Origin of the sequence: Mycoplasma sp. 6243 (assembly GCF_051200785.1) — a bacterium.
In the GTDB taxonomy this organism is placed as follows: Bacteria; Bacillota_I; Bacilli_A; order Mycoplasmatales; family Metamycoplasmataceae; genus Mycoplasmopsis.
In genome coordinates, this window is the sequence record NZ_CP195154.1 from 21,350 (window position 1) to 41,879 (window position 20,530).

The following is a 20,530-nucleotide window of genomic DNA, read 5'->3' on the forward strand; positions in this document are numbered from 1 at the left end:
ATAAAAAAGTATATAATATAAAAATATTTATATAATGTGAAATTAGGAGAAATGATGCTTAAAATTTTAGAACACCCACTTATTAAAATAAAACTTACTAAATTACGTGATAAAAATACATCACACAAAGAATTTAGAAGTAATTTAAATGAAATAGGTTCGCTAATGGTTTATGAAATTATGCGAAATTATAAAACAAAACCTAAACAAATTACAACTGCTTTAGGACAGGACTTTGTTGGTGATACATTTTCAAATGAAATAGTTTTGGTACCCATTTTACGTGCTGGATTAGGTATGACAGAAGGTTTACTTGATTTAATTCCACAAGCAAGAGTAGGACACATTGGAATGTATCGAGATGAAGAAACCTTACAACCAAACGAATACTTTTTTAAGATGCCTAATGTTCCAAAAGACAGTTTAATTATAGTAGTTGATCCGATGCTTGCTACTGGAAATTCAGCAGTCGATGCGATTAGACGGATTTATCAAGAGGGTTATACAAATGTACAGTTAGTGTGCCTAGTTGGAGTTAATGAGGGTGTTAATAATGTTTTAAGCCATTTTGGAGAAGACTTTCATATATATTTATCTGCACTTGATGCTAGGTTGAATAATAAAGGTTATATCGAACCTGGTTTAGGTGATGCAGGGGATAGAATTTTCGGAACAAAATAGGAGCAGAATGTCTTATAAATTTGAAGAAATAGAAAAAAAATGACAAAAATATTGACTTGATTCTAAAAATTTTGAACCTTCAAATAATTTTACATTACAAAAGAAATACATAGTTAGTATGTTTCCGTATCCTAGTGGGAAAATCCATATGGGACATGTTAAAAATTATGCTATAAGTGACGCGATGGCACGTTTTTATCGTCGTCAAGGGTTCAATGTATTTCATCCATTTGGGTGAGATGCGTTTGGTTTACCTGCTGAAAATGCAGCAATAAAAAATAATATTCATCCTAAAAAATGAACTTATGAAAATATTAAAAATATGGATGCTGAGTTAAAAAGACTTGGTTTATCTTTTGCCTGAGATCAAGAATGTATTACAGCAGATGCAACATATACAAAATGGGAACAATTTTTATTTATTCAACTTTGAAATAAAGGTTTGATTTATAAAAAGAAGAGTTTGCTTAATTGATGCGAAAATGATAATACAGTTTTAGCAAATGAACAAGTAGTTGATAATAAATGTTGACGTTGCAATGAAAATGTTGTGCAAAAAGAAATGGATACATATTATTTAAAAATAACTGAGTATGCTGATGAACTTTTAAATGATTTGAAAACATTAGAAAATCATTGACCCCAACAAGTTTTGACAATGCAAAAAAATTGAATTGGTAGAGAAGAAGTATATAAAATTATCTTAGAATCTGCAAATAAAGATTTTGAAATAGTTGTTTTTGAAAAAGATTATCAAAATATTGTAAATGCAGACTTTTTGGCTATAAATTTTAAACACCCACTTGTGAAAAAACTAAAAAATCAGGGATTTTTGAACGAAAAAAAACAAAAAATACTTGATGAAATAAATAATTGTGTGATTAACAAAATTTTTGGAAAGAAATTATCAATAAAAACACCATTTCAAGTTATTAATCCAGTTACTCATGATTTTTTAGATGTTTATATAACAGATTTCGCAAGTTTTTCTGCAAAAGAAGCACAATTTGCTTCGAGTAAGAACGAAAGTCATTTAGCATTTATGAATGTAAATAGCATAAGTGTAAAAAAGAAAATTAAAAATCATATTGTTTTAGAAAAAGAACTAAAAAAGGTAGTTCAATATAATCTTAGAGATTGAGGAATTTCGAGACAAAGATATTGAGGAACACCAATTCCTTTAATTCATTGTCAAATGTGTGGAACTATACCGGTTCCTGAATCGGATTTACCTATATTATTACCCGAAAAAGTTGAATTCACTGGAAAAGGAAATCCTATTTTAACAAACAATGAATGAGTAAAGACTAAATGCTATCGTTGTGGTATGGATGCAAAACGAGAAACAGATACACTTGATACATTTTTTGAATCGAGTTGATATTGAATGAGATATACAACACCCCAAAACCTTAGAGATAACAACTTGTTTATCAAAGAAAATATAAATTACTGAAATCAAGTAGATGAATATATTGGTGGTATAGAACATGCAATTTTACACCTTTTATATGCTAGATTTTTTTCTAAAGCACTTGCTGACCTTGGTTTAATAAATTATCGCGAACCTTTTTTAAATCTTTTAACACAAGGAATGGTGTTAAAAGATGGTGCAAAAATGTCGAAATCAAAAGGTAATGTAGTTGAACCAAAAGAAATGATAGAAAAATATGGTGCAGATGCAACCAGATTGTTTGTTTTTTTTGCTGCTCCACCAGCAAAAGAATTAGATTGAAGTGATGCAGGACTAAATGGATGTTTTAAGTTTTTGAATCGACTAAGTGATAGGATTAATGAATTGCCTGAAAATACAACCTTAGATGAAATAAATATAGAAAAGTTATCTTCACAAGAAAAGAATGCAAGAAGAAAACTTTATCAAGGAATGCAAAAATATTTAGATGTCTTTAACAAAAGAGAAAATGAATATGCATTTAATACTGTTATTGCATGAGTAATGGAAACATTTAATGAGTACGATACGATTAAAGATGTTGCTTTATTAAAAGAGATGTATTATGTCGTTTTGAATATTTTAGAACCTTTTGCCCCACACCTTGCTTGAGAATATTCAGAAAAATATTTTAATTTAAAAAACTTAAAAGATTTTAGTATAGATGAATCAGCATTAATTGTGAACGAATTAAGTTATGGTATAACCGTAAATGGTAAAGTCCGTGGAGAAATATTGGTTGATATAAATTCAAGCGAATCAGAAGTTTTAGAAAAAGCACAAAAAGAAGTTACAAAATGATTAGAAGGAAAACAAATTATTAAAAAAATATTTATACCTAAGAAATTAATTAATTTTGTCATAAAATAAGGAGAATAATGAAAAATAAAAACATATACCCATTATTAGTTGTTGATACAAACTGAATGTCTTTTCCAAAAGGTATTCATCAAATAGAAACAGATGCATTTAATTTGTATTCATCTGGCGCTTTAGTTATTCCTAAAACAAATATAGAACATAAATTTGTTATTTCGTTTACAAATAATGAGCATGAATTAGAAAGTAAAGCAGTATTTGTTAAATTCTTAAAGGCAGAACCACTTGAACCTCCTGTAAAAGATTCAGAACGAGATCAAAAATGTATGTTGACATATGAAGTTTTAGGTTTTTTTAACATAAAAGAATATGGTTTCGCAGAAACAGATGAAGATGGTTATGTTTTGTTAGAAACTTATCAACCTGTTAAAGAAGGAGATGGAGATAAACTATATGAAGAACAATTAGTCAGAGTTTGTTCGGGTGAAGTAAAGTTTGTTCCTGAAGAACCTAATTCTGATGAAACAAATGAAGTTTATAAATTTGACTTATTACCACAAAATCATGATTTAGATGCAATGCTTTCTGCTTTAAAAGGGATAAGGGATACTGAAAAAATCCCTGGTATAAAAGAAACACAATCAGTTAATATTATTTTTCAATATAATCCGATAACAAAAAAACCATATACAACCGATGACCTTTCTGCACTTATTAATTCATATTATCCGAACTTTGAATTAAAAACAAGAGAAGAAAAAATTAAGTTTTTATTTACTTTTTTATCATTTTTATCACCCGAAATAAATGAAAAGTTTGCTGCATTTTATAAATTTAACATTATTTCTTTAATGAAATTAATTGCATCCGCAACAGGTATGATGAGTCAAAATGTTGATATAGAATCACAAATGACTCAAAAGATGACAGATAAAATGGCAAGTCAACATAAAGAATATGTACTTCGTGAAAAATTAAAATATATACAAGATGAATTAGAAGGAATGAATGTTGATCCAAGCGATGATGATGATTATGCAAAAGAGTTAAAAGATAAAAATAAATCTTTCCGTTACCCTGAATCAGTAAAGAAAATTATTGCTGAAGAAACAAAGAGAGCGAACGAAATGATGGCTACATCACCAGAAGCAAATATTTCAAAAACTTATGTCAATCATCTCAAAAAACTACCATGAAGACTTACACAAAAAGAGTTATTAGATTTAGATCATGCTAAAAAAACCCTTTCTAAGTATCATTATGGACTTGAAGAAGTTAAGCAACGTGTTTTAGAATATATCGCTGTTATTATTAATACAGAAAGAAACAAAAAGAAAAAAGAAAATAAATTACCTTATGATGAAAATTATGAGATTGATATGAATTTGTTTAAGGATTCTAATAAACAAAATGATAAAACATTTAATAATGTCCCTATTATTTGTTTAGTCGGGCCACCTGGGACAGGAAAAACTTCGCTTTCTAAAGCAATTGCAGAATCATTATCCAGAAAGTTTGTAAAAATTTCTCTTGGAGGAGTGCATGATGAAAGCGAAATCCGTGGACACAGAAGAACCTATGTAGGAGCAATGCCAGGAAAGATTATCAAAGCTATTTCACAATGTTCTGTTTCTAATCCAGTTATCTTATTAGATGAAATTGATAAAATGGCTTCAACAAATAAAGGGGATCCGGCATCTGCGATGTTAGAAGTTTTAGATCCAGAACAAAATACAAAGTTTCAAGATCACTACTTAGAACATGAATACGATTTATCTAAAGCAATTTTTATTGCGACTGCTAATTATTATGAAAACATTCCTCATGCTTTAATAGACCGTGTTGAAGTTATCGAATTATCTGCTTACACATTAACTGAAAAATTAAAAATTGCACAGCAACACTTGATGCCAAAAGTAACAGAACAAGTTGGGGCAAGTAGCGACTTTATGCAGATTTCTGAAGACACAATGAAATACATTATTCAAAACTATACCAAAGAAGCCGGAGTTCGTGGATTAAAACGTGTCTTAGATAAATTAGCACGCAAATTCGTGCTTAAAAAACTCGAATTACCAAAACTAAAAAATAAACAATTCGAGGTAAAAATAAATGATTTAAAAGAACTTTTAGGACCCGAAAAATTTAAAGATAATGAAAATGATGGATACAAAACCCCTGGTGTAGTTAATGGTTTAGCATATACATCAGTTGGTGGATCAACCTTGCAAATTGAAGTTAATACTTATCCAGGAAAAGGAGAAATTAAATTAACAGGTTCATTAAAAGATGTTATGAAAGAATCTGCTAATATATCACTTTCATATGTGCGTGCAAATGCTGCTAGATATGGTATTACAGACTTTAATTTTGATGAAACAACAATTCATATCCACGTCCCAGAAGGAGCAGTACCAAAAGATGGCCCAAGTGCAGGAGTGACATTTACCACTGCATTAATATCAGCATTATCACAACGAATTGTATCATCTGAAATTGGTATGACTGGCGAAATAACCCTTAGAGGTAATGTTTTAGATATCGGTGGCCTAAAAGAAAAATCATTTGCTGCCGCTTCTAAAAACTTAAAATATGTTTTTATACCTACAGGAAATGTAAAAAACTTAATTGATGTTCCTATGGAAATTAAAGAAAAGTTAACTTATATTCCTGTATCTAATTATGAAGAAATATATGAAGTAGTTTTTGAGAAGAAGAAACCCAAAAAACAATTAGAGTTTAAGCAATAGTGAAAAAACATTTTAGTGAAAAATCATTTACTTTTTTCACTATTAACTTTATTGTTGGTTTAGGTTTCCTTACAACTTTTTCAGAAATACTAAATATAGGATTTTACGGATATTTAGTTATTGCTCTTTGTTTGCTTACAATGACAGGAACTGCATTAGTATTTGCTCGTTTAGGGAATGCTTTTAAAGAACATTATGGTGGTTCATATGCTTATGCAAGACACCTTGATTCAACCTTGTTTGAAGAACAGCCAAATGTTGAAAACAAATGATATAAATTTAAAAAAGGTTTTGTAAAGAATTTTTGTTATTTCATTGGTTGAAATCAATTCTTACAATCACCTGTTTTATCATCTGTGTCACCTTTGTTTTTAGCGCAAACTTTTGAATTAGTAATACCTAAAACTATTTCAAATTATATAACTATAATATGGATTATAAGGGTCATTGCATTTATCTTCTTTGGTGCATTGATATTGATATCAACCAAAGGATTATCACTTAATACAAAAGTTGTATTTTTAACATCTGCTGTAAAATGAGCATTTTTGTTGATAGGTTTTGTAAATTTAGTATATCTTTCGGTTATAAAACCAGGTGGATATACAGTTGTTTATGAAACAACAAAAAAAGCAACATCTACAATGATTTTTGGAAGTATTTTAGTTTTTATTTTTGCTTTTGCAGGAATTGAAGATATGGCTTCTATGGCAAAGGACGCAGAATTTAAAAATTTTAAAAGAATTTTATTTGTTTCCCTAGGAATTGTAGCAGTTGTTTACTTAGCATTTTATAGTGTTTATTTAGCAATAAAGTTTGATTCAAATAACAATGAATTTTCACAAATTTATTATCTTGTAATGAATATTACAGGAACGATTGTGTTTATTATTGGATTTATATTTAATGATATAGGGTATAAAATTACACAAACGGTATCTACAGCAAGAAAGTTAATTCCGCTTGCATTAGATAATCATATTAATCCAAAATATGCAGATCATAATAAACACGTTGAATACCGTAATGCAATCATTTTAACAGCAGTTATTACATTTATAGCAATGCTTGTTTTATGATTAGTACCAACCCTTTTAAGCAAAACAAAAGATAATGATAACCCGTTCTTTACAGCTGTTATAAAAGTAAATAGTTTAGCACTGTTAATTGAAGATACTTTAACAGCTGTTGTAGCATTAATTTTAGAAAAAAAGAAACAAATATCTAAAATCCCGTGATGAGAAAAAACAATATATATAGTTAATATTTTATGAATTTCAACTTTAATTTTATTTTTCTTAGTACCAAACATATTAGGTAACAACTGAGATGAGACCAACACCTTTGTTGTAGTTGTATATCTATCATTTGTTTTGATAGGATTTATAATAAAATGAATGTGAATTTATAAACAAAAGAAACCGAACAATTTAAAAAAGATAATTTTTTGAAAGGAAATATGGAACAAAAGAAAAAAGAACAACGTTTAAAAGAACTTACAGAATTACAATATAAAGTAACTCAAGAAGGATATACAGAACATCCATATTCAAATGAATATGATGAACATTTTGAAGAAGGAATTTATGTGGATATCGTTGATGGAACACCACTTTTTAAATCACAAGATAAATTTAATTCAGGATGTGGGTGACCAGCATTTAGTAAACCGATAGATGAAGATGTTGTAACAGAACATAGCGATTATTCACATAATATGATTCGAACTGAGGTAAAAAGTAAAAATGCCGATTCACACTTAGGACATGTATTTAATGATGGTCCAAGAAAATTAGGTGGACTTCGGTACTGCATTAATTCTGCATCATTGCGTTTTATTCCTGTAGATAAATTAAAAGATGAAGGTTATGAAGAATACCTTGAATTATTTAAAAAATAACTGTAAAGCACTATAATGTGCTTTTTGTTATTTCAAAATATAAAAAATAAAGTAAAATAACTATATGAATTTTAATGGTTCAAAAGTAGATGATTCAAACGAAGATAAGGATGTTTTAGATAACCTAATTCTGCTATCTCAATCAGGAAATGATGAACTAAAAAAAGAGCAAAAATGATTCAAAAAGAACATTAATTCAGCTTATAAATATCAGCAAAATGTTAGTATCGAATCCAAATTAATAGAAAAACAAGAAGTTTTTGATTTCGATTTTAATTATTTGTATAAAGAATTATTACAAGGTTATATAGACTTAAAAATTAAATTCGATAAACAAAACGACTCATATGTAGATGATATAGAATTTATTGAAAAAGATAAAGCACAATATTTAATTGATACATTAGCTTCAGAAGAACACAATATATCAAATACTACAAAAGTAAGAATAAAGAAAAAGAAACTTGGAGGTAGTGATGAAAGTTAATATTGCAATAGATGGGCCATCTGGAGTAGGTAAATCCACAGTAAGTAAGCAAATAGCAAGCAGATATGGTTTCACTTTTATAAATAGTGGTAGTGTATATCGGGCAATAGCAAAAAACACCATTGATAATGGTGTTGATTCTCGTGATCAAGAAAATGTTATTAAGACATTACAAAAAGGTATGATTAAACTGCTAGAAAATGACAGAATTGAATTAAAAGGAATTGATGTATCAAAAGCTATAAGAGCCGATTATATCTCACAAATAACTCCGTCTGTGGCTAAAATTCCTGCAGTTCGAGAGTTTGTGGTTGATTATATCCAACAACTCACTAAAAAACGTAAAGGATATATTATCGATGGGAGGGATACAACTTTTAAAATTATGCCTCATGCGGAAGTAAAAATCTTTTTATGAGCAGAAGAAGAAGAAAGAGCAAAGCGTAGAATGAAGCAAAATCAGGAATTAGGTTATAATACAGGTTTTGCAGAAGTGCTTTATGAAGTAAAAAAACGAGACGAACAAGATATGAATCGTGAAGTTGATCCGTTACATAAAACTGAAGATGCAGTATTTATTGATTGTACTAATTTAGAGATAGAAGAAGTGATAGCAAAGATTATGGATTTGGTTAAAGAAAGGTCAAAAGATGCATAATACAGTTGCAATTATTGGAAAACCTAATGTAGGAAAAAGCACCTTATTTAATCGTATTATAGGTAAAAAGATATCAATTGTTTATGACCAACCAGGTGTTACAAGAGATAGATTGTATGAAAAAATTACTTGATCAGGTCATGAAATCAAATTAATTGATACCGGTGGAATTGAAATTGAAAATAAACCTTTTCAAGAACAAATCCAGATTCAAGCAAAAATAGCGATTGAAGAAGCAGATGTTATTGTTTTTATTTTTGATGGGACAAACGAAATAAGTAATGATGATTTATTCATAATGAATATTTTAAGAAAGAGCAATAAACCTATTATTGCTGTGGCAAACAAACTAGAAAACAACCAGCAATTTGATTATGGTTGATATGCTTTAGGAGTTGAACATATTTATTCTGTTTCTGCATTACACGGTGAAGGTGTTGGTGAAGTTTTAGATAAGTGTTTAGAATATCTTGATTTCAGCGATGAAGACCAAAATGATTATTTTAATTTAGCGATTATCGGAAAACCTAATGCTGGTAAAAGTTCGCTACTTAATAATTTAACTAAAGAGTATCGTTCAATTGTTTCAGAAATTGCAGGAACTACACGAGATAGTGTTAAATCAACCGTTGAAATAGACCATAAACTATATAATGTGATTGATACAGCAGGAATAACAAAAAAATCAAAATTAATTGAAAGTGTTGATCATTATGCTTTGATGCGAGCGATGAATTCGCTATCAGAAGCTGATTTGTCTTTGATAGTAATCGATGCGACACAACAAGAAGTATCGCATTTTGATTCTAGAATTATAGGATATGCATTAGAGAATGAAAAACCAATAATTGTGGTAATAAATAAATGAGATTTAGTTGAAAAACAAACAAATACAATGGCTGATTATGAAAAGAAAATGAGAAATAAATTTCATTTTGTTCCATGAGTTCCTTTTGTATTTATTTCAGCAAAATTTAATCAAAGAATTAATAAGTTGATAGTAACTTTATCAGAAGTTCGTGAAAATATGGAAAGAGATATAAAACCGTCGTTGCTTTCTAATTTAGTGCTTGAAACACAACTTATTCAACCAGCACAACCGTTTAATGGTGGAAGATTAAATATTTATTATGTTCGTAAAGAATTATCAAAAATACCTACTTTTACATTCTTTGTAAATAATAAAAAATTCTTACACTTTTCATATCAAAGGTTTTTAGAAAATCAATTGAGAGCTACCTTTAATTTCAAAGGTTGTCCAATTAAGATGTATTTTAAGAATAAGAATGGGTTGGAGTAAAATTGGTTGATAAAAACTAGAGTTAGTTAACATTTTCTTTAAGAAAAATAATTAAAATAAGGTAGAAGGTTATAGTGGCATTGATTAGAACCTAAATTTTTACTGTTTTTATACCTAGCAAAAAAACGGCATATTTTTAAAGTAAGACGCCGAGTGGTCCCTTAGGCGTCCTACTTATGAATAGTATAAGGATTTTATTTATTAATGTGGTATTAAAGAAAGAAAATTTACATAATACTTTAAAATCTAAATATTCTCATATCATTTTTTAATTTTTTTTGCCATTAATTTTCTTCTTTCAGGTAAAAATTTATCTTTATAATCTTTATATGTTCAGTTTATTATATCTTTTGGAATACAGTTTTCATCGAGATTTTCATCCAATTCTTCTAAGGAAATCTTTCTACCAAGGAAAAGAGAATTATTTGTTTTTATATCTTGAATTATTTCTTTAAAATATACATTAGGTGCTTTGTCTTTGATCTTAATATTTATATTCTTTTCTAAATATACTAAGTTAGCAGAATGGTTGTATCATTTTTTCTCAGATAAAAATGAATATTCATTAAATTCATTAGAAGAATTAATTAAATATTGTTTGGGAAAAATATGGTGTTTGTCACTGATTAAATTTTTTAACATATCCTCTTGTGTTAATCAAGGAGTAAGAAATCCTTTATTGCCGTTAGCAACTGAGGCGGCATAATAACATTTTAGAAAAGGATTTTCTTGTATACTTGTATCTAAGAGTTCAGGAAGTCTTAGTTCTCAAAAATCAGTTGTCAATTCTGTTTGATCTATTTTTCTTAATATCACTTCGATTCCTAATTCTTTTATATTTCTTAAATCATTAATAACTTGATCAACATAACTATCTTTATATCTTTTTGTTAATAAAGACATTATATACCATTTAACAGTGTATTTTTTAACTTCTTCCATACCAAGACGAGATAGTTTTCTAAGCTTTAAAAAGACTATATAAGCAACATTTATTACAACAGAATTTTTATTGATTTTTATATTTTTAAATCCTATATTTTTGATTGCTTGTGTAAAAGTATTGAAATTATATTTGTCTATAAAACTCGAAATTCCATTAATAATTTTTTCAAAATTACTTTGTATATTTTCTGGAATATATTCTCTTTTTTCGAAATCCCTACCAGATAATAATTCAACAAGATCGCTCATTTTTGCTCTATCAAAAATATGAGAAAATGAAACAAATAATATATCATTCACTGATGGTTTATAAATATAATCATTATTATTTATATTACTAAGTCAAGTAATTTTCTGACCCATTTCAGTTTTAAAAAAATCTGGATCAATTTTTTCAATCTCTCTGTAAATATTATTATCGGTTTTTAGGATTTCAGAAAAATAATTCATAACTCTAATTATATTTGTTCCGTAATTTTTATTTGCAGAAATTTTACTTATTGAATAATCCAAAAGCTTTAAAGGTGTCCCTTTGGAATTTATCCTTATAAAAATTTCTGTAAGCGTTTCCAGATCAACATATTCTTTTATTTCAATTACCCCAATATTAGTTGATCATATTTTATGTTTTAAATTATCTATTTTGCTATCGATATCTTCCATAGTTATTTCTGGATTATCATTAATATATTTTTGACAAACTTTATAATGAGAATGACCTTTAAATATATCTGAAATATCAGATATTCATTTTTTACTATTTTTTGTATATGCATTTTGTATTTTAAAAATCTCTTCATTTTTCTTAGGGAAGGGGTTAAAAGAAACAATTATTCTTCTTTTTTTATAATTTTCATCCAAGACTTCTAAACCATTAATTATTGCATTTAGAGCAGTTAACCTTTGTTGACCATCAATCAAAACAGTTTCAAAATCATCATTTGAAACATAACTCTTCCGTTTTATATCATTATTACGAGGTCTGTTTGTTATTATATAACCTATTGGGAAACCATGATATAAGGAATCGAACAAATCACTTACTTGTTTGTCTTTTCAAACATAAGGTCTTTGCATTTCGGGAATTATAAGTTTATCCTGAGAAAGTTCATAAATAATATCTTTAATTGTTCTTTGTTTTAGTTCATATTTAGTATTATTTTCCATAATCTTCCTTGTATAAATGTGAATATTTCCTTTATTATATACAAAAAAAAAAAAAAACAAACAAACCACAAATTTTTTCATTATAGCTTGTTATTTGTTTAATAATTCGTTTTCTTTTTCTTTGGTTAATTGAACGACTTTTTCAATTAATAAATCTACTTCTTTTTGAACAGCATCTAAGTATTTCTTTTCTTCATCATCAGAAAGTTCTTCATTTGCTTTAATCATCTTATTTATTTCTTGACGAGCATTACGGATTCCTATTTTAGCTGCTTCAGTAAGTTTTGCTAACGATTTAGTCATTTCCTTACGGCGCTGAGTTGTTAAAGAAGGAAATGTAAGTCTAATTTGATTCCCTTCATCAATGGGGGTAATCCCAAGATTTGCTTTATCTAAAGCTTTAGCAATTTCTTTTACTGATCCCATATCATAAGGCTTAACTAAAAGTTGTTGTGGTTCAGGAACCGAGATGTTTGCTAATTCATCAAGTGGAGTAGGAACATCATAATAGTTTACCCGAATCCCTTTAATAAGTTGTGGATTGGCTCTACCAGTAGAAATTTTTGACATCTCAAATTTAAAATGACTAATTGCTTTTTCAGATTTTTCTTGTAGTTCTAATAAATAAGTTTCCATATCCATTATTTAATTACCTCTGTGTGTGTTATTTGTCCTTTTAAAGCTTTTAATATTGAATCTTCTTCGAGTAAGTTAAATATAATTAAATTAATATTGTTATCACGAGCCATACTAGTGGCAGTTAAATCCATAACTTGTAATTTTTTTTCAAGTATTTCATTATATGTAATTTTATCATATCTTTTTGCATTCGGATTTGTTTTAGGATCACTATCATAAATCCCATCGGTTCCATTTTTACCCATTAAAATAACTTCTGCACCAATTTCAGATGCATATAATGTAGATGCAGTATCAGTGGTGAAATAAGGACGACCAGTTCCACCGACAAAGATTACAACCTCTCCATCTTCAAGGTATTTCATTGTTTTTTCATTTACATAGTTTTCCGCAACACGAGCATCAATGTTCAATGAACTTTGCACCCTTGCTTTAAGTCCCACAAGCTCAAAACCACTACGAAGCGCTAAACCATTCATTATGGTAGCGAGCATCCCGATGTAATCGGCACGATTACGAGGAATACCATTTTTTTCAGCAGATGCACCTCTTCAGAAATTACCACCACCAATAACAATAGACACTTGTACACCTTGCTTTACAATTTCTTTTAATTGTATGGCAATTTTCTTAACAAGTTCGTTATCAATTGCTAGGTGTTTTTCTTTGTTAGCAAAACCTTCACCAGAAAGTTTTATTAAGATTCGTTTATATTTAATCATTTTTCCTCTAATATAATTTATTTATCATATTATAAACAAATTTTATGAATTGTTATATTTAAATATAAAAGGTCTGAAATATTATTCAAAACTTTACATAGTTACAATGTATAAAAATTATATAGCATAAAGCAGGATTAATCACTTTTTACCAGTTTTTTTAATACCATAAAAAGTTTAATTTAAGATTTTTCTGTTTTACTTTTTATAATAAAACACCTTTATATAAAAATATAAAAAACAAAATCTGAAAAAGTGACTTGTAGCAAATAAAATATTTGCGTATCTGCCACAGATATAAAGTTTTTTGTTTCTTTTTTTCAAAAAGAAAATTCCCCACTATTTTGCTATCAGTGCGGGGTTAGAGGTGGTAAAAGTGAGAAACCCTTAAAAACATTTGTATGTGTATGTTTTAAACGATTTTCCTGTAAAGGAAAATCCTGAGACTACTTTTGGTAAAATATTCATAAATTTTGTTTGTTTGATTTTATAAATTTGTGATGTTATCGAGTTTTTTACGAGCATCTTCTGAGTTCATCTAGTATTTGTTGCAATATTTTTATTTCATCAGTCTGTATATTTATCAGATGAAGCAATTTTTCTAATTTTTAAATCAAGTAATTTATTAAAGGAGAAACCACTCGAAAGAAGTCTTGATATGATTTGTACTTCTTTTACCCCTAATGCAAGCGTTTTTCAGAATGCTATTTTCTCATAATGAGTCATATCTTTTGTAGATATCGGTTTTGCTTCATATCTTTTATTTTTGGTTCTAAAATATAATTTTTCGTCTGTTCCTATGACAAATTTTATATCTGTGCTGCTATTAATTTTAATTCTTTTGTCATTTTCATAGGGTGCATAATTTACATTATTATAAGTTACTGCAGCAGCATTAATTTTTCTTTTTATCTCTAAATCAAAGTAATTTTCTAGGTATTCTTTATGTGGTTGTCTAAAGAAATTACTTTGTGGATTTTGTATAACACTTTTTCTTGTAATATTTAAATAATTCATTAATTCACCTATATTTTGGTTCAATTCTTCAATTGTTTTATAATTGTGGTCTTTTATTCAACTTGGAATTCTCTTTTGTGCAAAATCTCAAAAACGTTCAATATGTGGTTTTCCGTTTGATTCAGAAGTGGTTATAAATTCTATTCCTAAATCTCTTACAGCATTATATGTAGAAGCATTTGATTCAGCAGAATTATAAAAATTCTTTCTGTTATCTGTAATAATCATTTGTGGAATTCCATAATTATTTATCATTTTTTCAATATTTGATTGATGTCCATTTAATGATTCTGCTTTTTTCTCAAAATGTAATGACAAAATTAAACCTGTTGCTACATCAATGGAACCAATTAATGTTATTTCTTTATTATTTAAGAATTTGTGTGAGCATCCATCTATTTCTACCCTTTGACCAAATGAGAAATTTCGTCTTTGTTCGGTTCTAATTACTAGTAGGACGCTAGGGTGGTACTACCCTAGCGATTTTTTTGATAAAAAAGGAGTAAAAATATGATGAAAACACCTAACTCACGAACAATGAAAATTTTGAATCGAAAAATATCAAAGTTGTAAATCTAAAATTGAAGTAAATATTTTTTGAATTGAATTTTGCAAAATTAGAAATACAAAATTAACAAAAGAAGTAATTAAAAATTTCAAAAATAAGATAAAAATATATAATTTAAATATGAATTTATGCAGCAAGACAGGAAAGTCTTTGAAGAAAAATAAAGGTGTCGGAAGAAAGAAAATTAAGTTAAACATTAAATACGATGAACTGAATAATTACAGCAAAGAGTTTGTGATAGAAATTTTGAAAATTTTTACTGAATCCACAAATAATGAAATCGATTTAGATGAAGCAATTTCAAAAATTAAGAAGTTAAATTCTTATGTTTCGTTAAACAAAATTCTTTACCTTTTAGGTATTTCAAGAACTAGTTATTTCAGATGAAAGAAACAAATTAATTTACCAAAACCAGAAGCCTAAAAATACTTCTGATGAAGAACTTGTTATTAAATCTTTCAAAGAAAATAAAGGTTTATATGGTCGTGTAAGATTATCGATTTACATCTACAAAAAATATAAAATAAACCTAAATTACAGGAAAATAGGGAGAATAATGAACAAATTTTCTTTAAAATGTCTCGTTAGACAAAAGAAAAGAAAAAAAGAAAAAAGGATATAAAATGTAAAATTTATCGATCTTGTGCAAAGAGATTATAACGGTGAAAAGAATAACATTGTTTCTCTGAGATGTTTCATATATTACTGCTCCAAAAGATTCAGAATCAAATCATTTATATTTATCAGTTGCAATACATCACAAAACAAAAGCTTGTTGTGTCTTGAAACCTTTCAGAAACAAATGACACAAAACTTGTTATTGAGCATATTTCAAAAATTCATTTTAAAGATAAATGAATACTTCATTCCGATCACGGATATCAATATTCTTCAAAAGAATATATAAAGTTAACACAAAAATTAAATGCTCAAATTTCAATGTCACTGAATAGGAAATTCACTGGACAACAGAGAATCAGAATATTTCTTTTCTGTTATAAAATCAGAATGCTTAAATTTATACAACTTAAATAAATTAACATTTAACGAAATTTATCAATTAATTGATGAATATATAAATTTTTATAATAAAATTAGATTCCAATCAGTTTTAAATTGGAAAACTCCACAACAATGTTGGAGAGAATTCAATTTTTAACAAAACACATTTTTAGTACTACAAAAGTGTCCATGTTTAACCATTATCTTGTGTAATTGATTTAACATTTAATTTGTATTTTTTAATTGTGTCTCAAAGTAATCGATTAATCTTTCAAGGATTTTTTTCTGGTAGAAGAATGATAATTCCATATCTTGTAATTCTCTCTGTGAAAATAAGTAAATGACTATGTTTTGCACGGTTTCTTCCTATGATTAAATCGACTTCTCAATGTCCATATTCACTTCTTTCTGCAATACTAGTTGGACGAGATCAAAAGGACAGAATCCATCTTTTTCCTACTAATTTTTCTACTCCACTTTTGTAGTCATCTGGATGTTTCTTTCTATATTTGCTGCGTAAACAGTCTTTTCTGCTTATAACTCAAACACCACTTTCGATTCAGTTGAATACTGTTCTTAAAGTCTGGTATTTGCACTTTTGAGTATTTTTAATATACTGATAAGTGACATCGATTCCAAAACTTCTTTTATTAAATTTGCTATGGAAAATTTGCGAAAATATATCATATTTATGCATGTGTGATTTTAAAATACAATGCTTTTTTCATTGATTTCTTATCTCACATTTTTCTTGCATATAATAAACATCATAACCAAATAAATGAGAATTTCTCTTTATTTCTCTGCTGATAGATGAACGTGAAATTTTCATTTCTGTTGAAATTTCAGTTAGTGATTTTTTCTCTGTTTTTAATAAAAATTCTAATCAAATTCTTGTTTTCAGGGTAAAATTATTAATGAGAGGCTCCTTTCTATTCACTAGATAGAAAAGGGGTTTTTACAACCGTAATAATTTTATTTAGAAATAACAAAAACAAAGCTTCTCTTTGTAAAATATACATACAATACATTTATCTGTTTTGCACTTTCACCACCCCCTCTGCCCTCCTAATGAGCAAAATAGGTAGGGAACTTTCTTTTGTAAAAAGAAACAAAAAACTCCCTACTTTGCAAACTCAGTTTATAAAGCAGGTTTTATTTTTAAGCCTTGCATAAAAAATAAAAAAAGTTACTAAATTTAAAATTTAACTTTTGGGATTAATGACTTTGTAAGTTCAAAATTATTTTTGCTTTTGTTAAATTAATATCGTAAATTTATTATTGAAAATATTTGTGGTTATACAAAAAAGCTACACAATAGTCTAATTTTTATAGTGTAGCTTTTTAGATTGCATTTTGGGAGCACTGTATACAGTGCTTTTAGTTATTTCTTGTAAAAATCACTTATAATTTTAAAGTATTTATCAAAGCTTTCAAAATATAGCATATGACCAACTTTATTAAAAACTTCAATTTGGATATCTTTAACATTTTCCTTAAAATATTTGATGCAGTTTTCTCTATCAATAACAGCATCTTTTTCACCTAACATTAATAAGGTAGGAACATTAATTTTATTTAACCCTGATTCAATTTGATTCATCAAATTTATATCTGGCAAGCTGTGTCCGAGTTTTAAAATTGTAGGATTGTTATAAAGTCAAGGATTAAAGTTGTTTCTTTCATTTTCCATAAAATCTTTATTTTCAAATAGATTAGTTGGATCAAAATAGAGTGCTTTTAAGAAAACTTTATAATCATCAAAAGTTTTAGGAAAATATGTATCTAAATAGTCTTGTTTTTTAACTAATGATGATTTATTCATCGGAGCAACATAAATCATTTTTGAAAATAGTTTAGGTGCTTTTTTATAAGCAAGCGAAATAGTTCCACCTCCCATTGAATGGCCAATTAAAACTACATCTTTTAAATTATTTTGTTTGATAAATTTAATTAATAAATCAGAAAAACCGTTAACGCTAATTTCATCATTATTTTTTGCTTCTAATAAGTTGTTGCCTGGAAAAGAAATTGCATAATAATCACTTAGGGTTCATTTATCCATAAAAACATTATGAATTTCTGCTCTTGAGTTAAATCCATGTACAAAAATAATTGGGTTTTTAGGTTGGTTGTTATCTTTAAAAACATAAGGATAATCGTATTTTAAGTTCATATAACCTTTCTTTTATCTATTTATTAATAGATAAAATTATAACATCTAAAATTTATGTATTTTATATTTTTTGAAGTAAAATTTCTTGTTTTCTTTGTGGAAATTTTTGTCATTTTCTATAAAGAAAAACCTTAAAAAACACTAAAGAAGAAATTAAGAAAACAATGCTTATGTGAAATACTATTGCAATATAAGGAATCGGAATAGGCACAATAGAAGCAATTGTGTAAAATTCTCCTCCATATTGTCAATCTAAGTTTACTAAACCAGAAGCATTGTGTGTTATATTGAGTGCAAAAATCATTATAGTAGTGTATACAAGTTGAATAAGGAAGAATATATTTGTGTAAATGATGTCTTTGTATTTATTATCGTGATAGGATATATAATAATATGCTCCTATAACATATATAATAAAGTGCAACATAAAATAAAGTTTGTTTAATGATGTACCTATAAAAATATATCATAAATTTATTGATGCCTGTGGTTCAGTATAAGGAACAAAAATAACTGTTAAAAATCCACAAAGAGCTGCTGTCGGAGCGATATACGAAATGATTTTATGATTTTTTTCACTTATCAACAGGATGCTAATTATTAAATATAACATCGGACATATATCGAGTAAAAGTGATTTTGACAAAACAGTGCTTCGATAAAAATCATTGCTAGGTGCTGATGTAATTTCTGTAATTAAAGCAATATCTCTAAATCATCTTGCTGCAGCAAAGTATATTAATAAAGTAATTCCGATGCTAATTTTTATCCATCTTTTTCTAAGTTTGTTTTTTGTCTTTTTGTTTATATACCAAGGGATAAAAGTGAAAATAAAAGATAAAAACAAAATAAGTATTAAAAATCCATTTTTCATTTATTCCTAACTAATAAATTATATAAGTTTTATGAAAAAAGACAAAAAAACCACAAAGGTGGTTTAAATGAGGATATTTTATCTTTTAATTTCTTTAAGACGAGCACTTTTACCTTTACGATCACGCATGTAAAATAATCTTTTTCTACGAACTTTATTTGAACGTACTACTTCGATGTGTGCTATTAAAGGTGAGTGTACAGGGAATGTTCTTTCAACACCAATTCCATAAGAAATTTTTCTAACTGTAAATGATTCTCTTGTTCCTGATTCTTTTTTAGAAATTACTAAACCTTCAAAAACTTGGATACGTTCTTTTTCACCTTCGCGGATACGAACTGAAACACGAACATTATCACCTGTTTGAAAGTTTGGTAAATCATTACGCAACTGACTTTGTTCTACTACTTCTAATAATTTATTTCTCATTTTGAATCCTTTCAATGATATCGGGGCGATTTTTTAATGTTTTTGTATATTGTGCATCCCGTTTTCATTTATCAATTTCCTTATGATTACCATTAAACAAGACTTCAGGGACTTTCATACCCTTATATTCTCTTGGTCTGGTATATTGTGGGTAATCTAATAAACCTTGTCCTTGAAAAGAGTCATTAATATGTGATTCTGCTTTTATAACACCAGGTAGCAATCTAATTATACTATCAGCAATAACCATTGCTGGGAGTTCTCCGCCTGTCAAAACATAATCACCTATTGATAATTCTAAGTCAACTAGTTCAACAACCCTTTCATCAAAACCTTCGTATCTACCTGCTATTAATGTAATTTGATTCTTTTTAGATAATTCATTTGCAATTTGTTGGTTAAAAGTTTTACCCTGTGGTGAAACTAAGATTTTATAACCACCACGATTCTTTAATGAATCTAATGCTAAATCAATTGGTTCAACTTGAAGCAAAAGACCGTGTCCACCGCCATAAATTTCATCGTCTACTTTATGGTGTTTGTCTTTACTGAAATTTCTAAAATCAATAACATTAATTTCAATAATATTATTCTGAATAGCTTTATGAATAATGCTTTCTTGATAAAAAGGTGTGAAATAATTTGGAAACAAGGTTAAAAAATTGATTTTCATTTTATTTTGATACTTTGTGAGCTTTAAGTAGGTTCGCAACTGTGTCAGTAGGTTTTGCACCTTGATTTAATCATTTAACTGTAGCCTCTTTGTTTAAAACAAATTCCTTAGTCGATGGATTGTAGTGTCCTAATGCTTCAATAAATCTTCCATCACGTGGAGCTCTTGCATCAGCAGCAACAATTTTATATACTGGTTTGAATTTACTTCCCATACGTTTAAGTCTTATTTTTACCATTAATATCCTCCTTTACTGTCAAGTAATTTTAC

Annotated in this window: 21 protein-coding genes; 11 read left to right on the plus strand and 10 right to left on the minus strand. The window is 27.7% G+C overall.

Going from position 1 to position 20,530, the window contains the following annotated elements; genetic code table 4:
• Positions 1 to 54: 54 nt before the first annotated feature.
• From upp to der, 8 genes are all read left to right on the plus strand, one after another.
• On the plus strand, positions 55 to 681 hold the full coding sequence (gene upp / locus ACR82Z_RS00110) for a uracil phosphoribosyltransferase (RefSeq protein ID WP_435130655.1): 627 nt from the start codon (positions 55 to 57) through the stop codon (positions 679 to 681).
• A gap of 7 nt (positions 682 to 688) precedes the next feature.
• Positions 689 to 3,004, plus strand: a complete 2,316-nt coding sequence (locus ACR82Z_RS00115) for a class I tRNA ligase family protein (protein ID WP_435129556.1) — start codon at positions 689 to 691, stop codon at positions 3,002 to 3,004.
• Positions 3,005 to 3,012: 8 nt separating this feature from the next.
• Complete coding sequence (lon, locus tag ACR82Z_RS00120) at positions 3,013 to 5,703, plus strand: endopeptidase La (protein ID WP_435129559.1); 2,691 nt, start codon at positions 3,013 to 3,015, stop codon at positions 5,701 to 5,703.
• The gene (locus ACR82Z_RS00125; RefSeq protein WP_435129562.1) at positions 5,703 to 7,193 is read left to right on the plus strand and encodes an APC family permease; all 1,491 of its coding nucleotides are present in this window, start codon (positions 5,703 to 5,705) and stop codon (positions 7,191 to 7,193) included. Before lon ends, ACR82Z_RS00125 begins: the two co-directional genes overlap by 1 nt.
• A complete protein-coding gene (msrB, locus tag ACR82Z_RS00130) occupies positions 7,163 to 7,603 on the plus strand; it encodes a peptide-methionine (R)-S-oxide reductase MsrB (RefSeq protein ID WP_435129565.1) in 441 nt (146 codons plus the stop codon). Before ACR82Z_RS00125 ends, msrB begins: the two co-directional genes overlap by 31 nt.
• 64 nt (positions 7,604 to 7,667) lie before the next feature.
• Positions 7,668 to 8,090 carry a hypothetical protein gene (locus ACR82Z_RS00135; protein WP_435129568.1) on the plus strand — a complete coding sequence of 141 codons (423 nt, stop codon included), beginning with the start codon at positions 7,668 to 7,670 and terminating at the stop codon, positions 8,088 to 8,090.
• On the plus strand, positions 8,080 to 8,748 hold the full coding sequence (cmk, locus tag ACR82Z_RS00140) for a (d)CMP kinase (protein WP_435129571.1): 669 nt from the start codon (positions 8,080 to 8,082) through the stop codon (positions 8,746 to 8,748). The genes ACR82Z_RS00135 and cmk overlap by 11 nt, the downstream gene beginning before the upstream one ends.
• Positions 8,741 to 10,048, plus strand: coding sequence for a ribosome biogenesis GTPase Der (gene der / locus ACR82Z_RS00145; protein ID WP_435129574.1), 1,308 nt, complete (start codon positions 8,741 to 8,743; stop codon positions 10,046 to 10,048). Before cmk ends, der begins: the two co-directional genes overlap by 8 nt.
• A 246-nt stretch (positions 10,049 to 10,294) precedes the next feature.
• Here der and ACR82Z_RS00150 read toward each other — a convergent pair whose 3' ends face one another.
• The 4 genes from ACR82Z_RS00150 to ACR82Z_RS00165 form a co-directional block, all read right to left on the minus strand.
• A complete protein-coding gene (locus ACR82Z_RS00150) occupies positions 10,295 to 12,160 on the minus strand; it encodes a GmrSD restriction endonuclease domain-containing protein (RefSeq protein WP_435129578.1) in 1,866 nt (621 codons plus the stop codon).
• A gap of 90 nt (positions 12,161 to 12,250) precedes the next feature.
• Positions 12,251 to 12,796, minus strand: coding sequence for a ribosome recycling factor (gene frr / locus ACR82Z_RS00155; protein ID WP_435129581.1), 546 nt, complete (start codon positions 12,794 to 12,796; stop codon positions 12,251 to 12,253).
• 5 nt (positions 12,797 to 12,801) lie between these two features.
• A complete protein-coding gene (gene pyrH, locus ACR82Z_RS00160; protein WP_435129584.1) occupies positions 12,802 to 13,521 on the minus strand; it encodes a UMP kinase in 720 nt (239 codons plus the stop codon).
• Between the two features lie 387 nt (positions 13,522 to 13,908).
• Entirely contained in the window at positions 13,909 to 14,856 is a 948-nt protein-coding gene (locus tag ACR82Z_RS00165; protein ID WP_435129587.1) for a hypothetical protein, read from the minus strand.
• Positions 14,857 to 14,878: 22 nt separating this feature from the next.
• Here ACR82Z_RS00165 and ACR82Z_RS00170 point away from each other — a divergent pair, with 22 nt between their 5' ends.
• From ACR82Z_RS00170 to ACR82Z_RS00180, 3 genes are all read left to right on the plus strand, one after another.
• Positions 14,879 to 15,529 (plus strand): hypothetical protein, encoded by a 651-nt coding sequence (locus tag ACR82Z_RS00170; RefSeq protein WP_435129590.1) that lies wholly within the window; start codon positions 14,879 to 14,881, stop codon positions 15,527 to 15,529.
• Positions 15,507 to 15,728 (plus strand): transposase, encoded by a 222-nt coding sequence (locus tag ACR82Z_RS00175; protein WP_435130657.1) that lies wholly within the window; start codon positions 15,507 to 15,509, stop codon positions 15,726 to 15,728. Before ACR82Z_RS00170 ends, ACR82Z_RS00175 begins: the two co-directional genes overlap by 23 nt.
• Before the next feature lie 303 nt (positions 15,729 to 16,031).
• Positions 16,032 to 16,265 carry an IS3 family transposase gene (locus tag ACR82Z_RS00180; RefSeq protein WP_435129593.1) on the plus strand — a complete coding sequence of 78 codons (234 nt, stop codon included), beginning with the start codon at positions 16,032 to 16,034 and terminating at the stop codon, positions 16,263 to 16,265.
• Positions 16,266 to 16,301: 36 nt separating this feature from the next.
• Here ACR82Z_RS00180 and ACR82Z_RS00185 read toward each other — a convergent pair whose 3' ends face one another.
• The 6 genes from ACR82Z_RS00185 to rpsP all read right to left on the minus strand — a co-directional run bounded on the left by ACR82Z_RS00185 (position 16,302) and on the right by rpsP (position 20,498).
• On the minus strand, positions 16,302 to 17,048 hold the full coding sequence (locus ACR82Z_RS00185) for an IS30 family transposase (RefSeq protein WP_435129596.1): 747 nt from the start codon (positions 17,046 to 17,048) through the stop codon (positions 16,302 to 16,304).
• Positions 17,049 to 17,492: 444 nt separating this feature from the next.
• Positions 17,493 to 18,284: an alpha/beta fold hydrolase gene (locus ACR82Z_RS00190; RefSeq protein WP_435129599.1), complete on the minus strand. Its 792-nt coding sequence runs from the start codon at positions 18,282 to 18,284 to the stop codon at positions 17,493 to 17,495.
• Positions 18,285 to 18,345: 61 nt separating this feature from the next.
• Positions 18,346 to 19,158 (minus strand): DUF5378 family protein, encoded by an 813-nt coding sequence (locus tag ACR82Z_RS00195; RefSeq protein ID WP_435129602.1) that lies wholly within the window; start codon positions 19,156 to 19,158, stop codon positions 18,346 to 18,348.
• 78 nt (positions 19,159 to 19,236) lie between these two features.
• Positions 19,237 to 19,587: a 50S ribosomal protein L19 gene (gene rplS / locus ACR82Z_RS00200; RefSeq protein WP_435129605.1), complete on the minus strand. Its 351-nt coding sequence runs from the start codon at positions 19,585 to 19,587 to the stop codon at positions 19,237 to 19,239.
• On the minus strand, positions 19,577 to 20,260 hold the full coding sequence (gene trmD / locus ACR82Z_RS00205) for a tRNA (guanosine(37)-N1)-methyltransferase TrmD (RefSeq protein WP_435129607.1): 684 nt from the start codon (positions 20,258 to 20,260) through the stop codon (positions 19,577 to 19,579). The genes rplS and trmD overlap by 11 nt, the downstream gene beginning before the upstream one ends.
• A 1-nt stretch (position 20,261) precedes the next feature.
• The gene (rpsP, locus tag ACR82Z_RS00210; protein ID WP_435129610.1) at positions 20,262 to 20,498 is read right to left on the minus strand and encodes a 30S ribosomal protein S16; all 237 of its coding nucleotides are present in this window, start codon (positions 20,496 to 20,498) and stop codon (positions 20,262 to 20,264) included.
• Between the last annotated feature and the right edge of the window lie 32 nt (positions 20,499 to 20,530).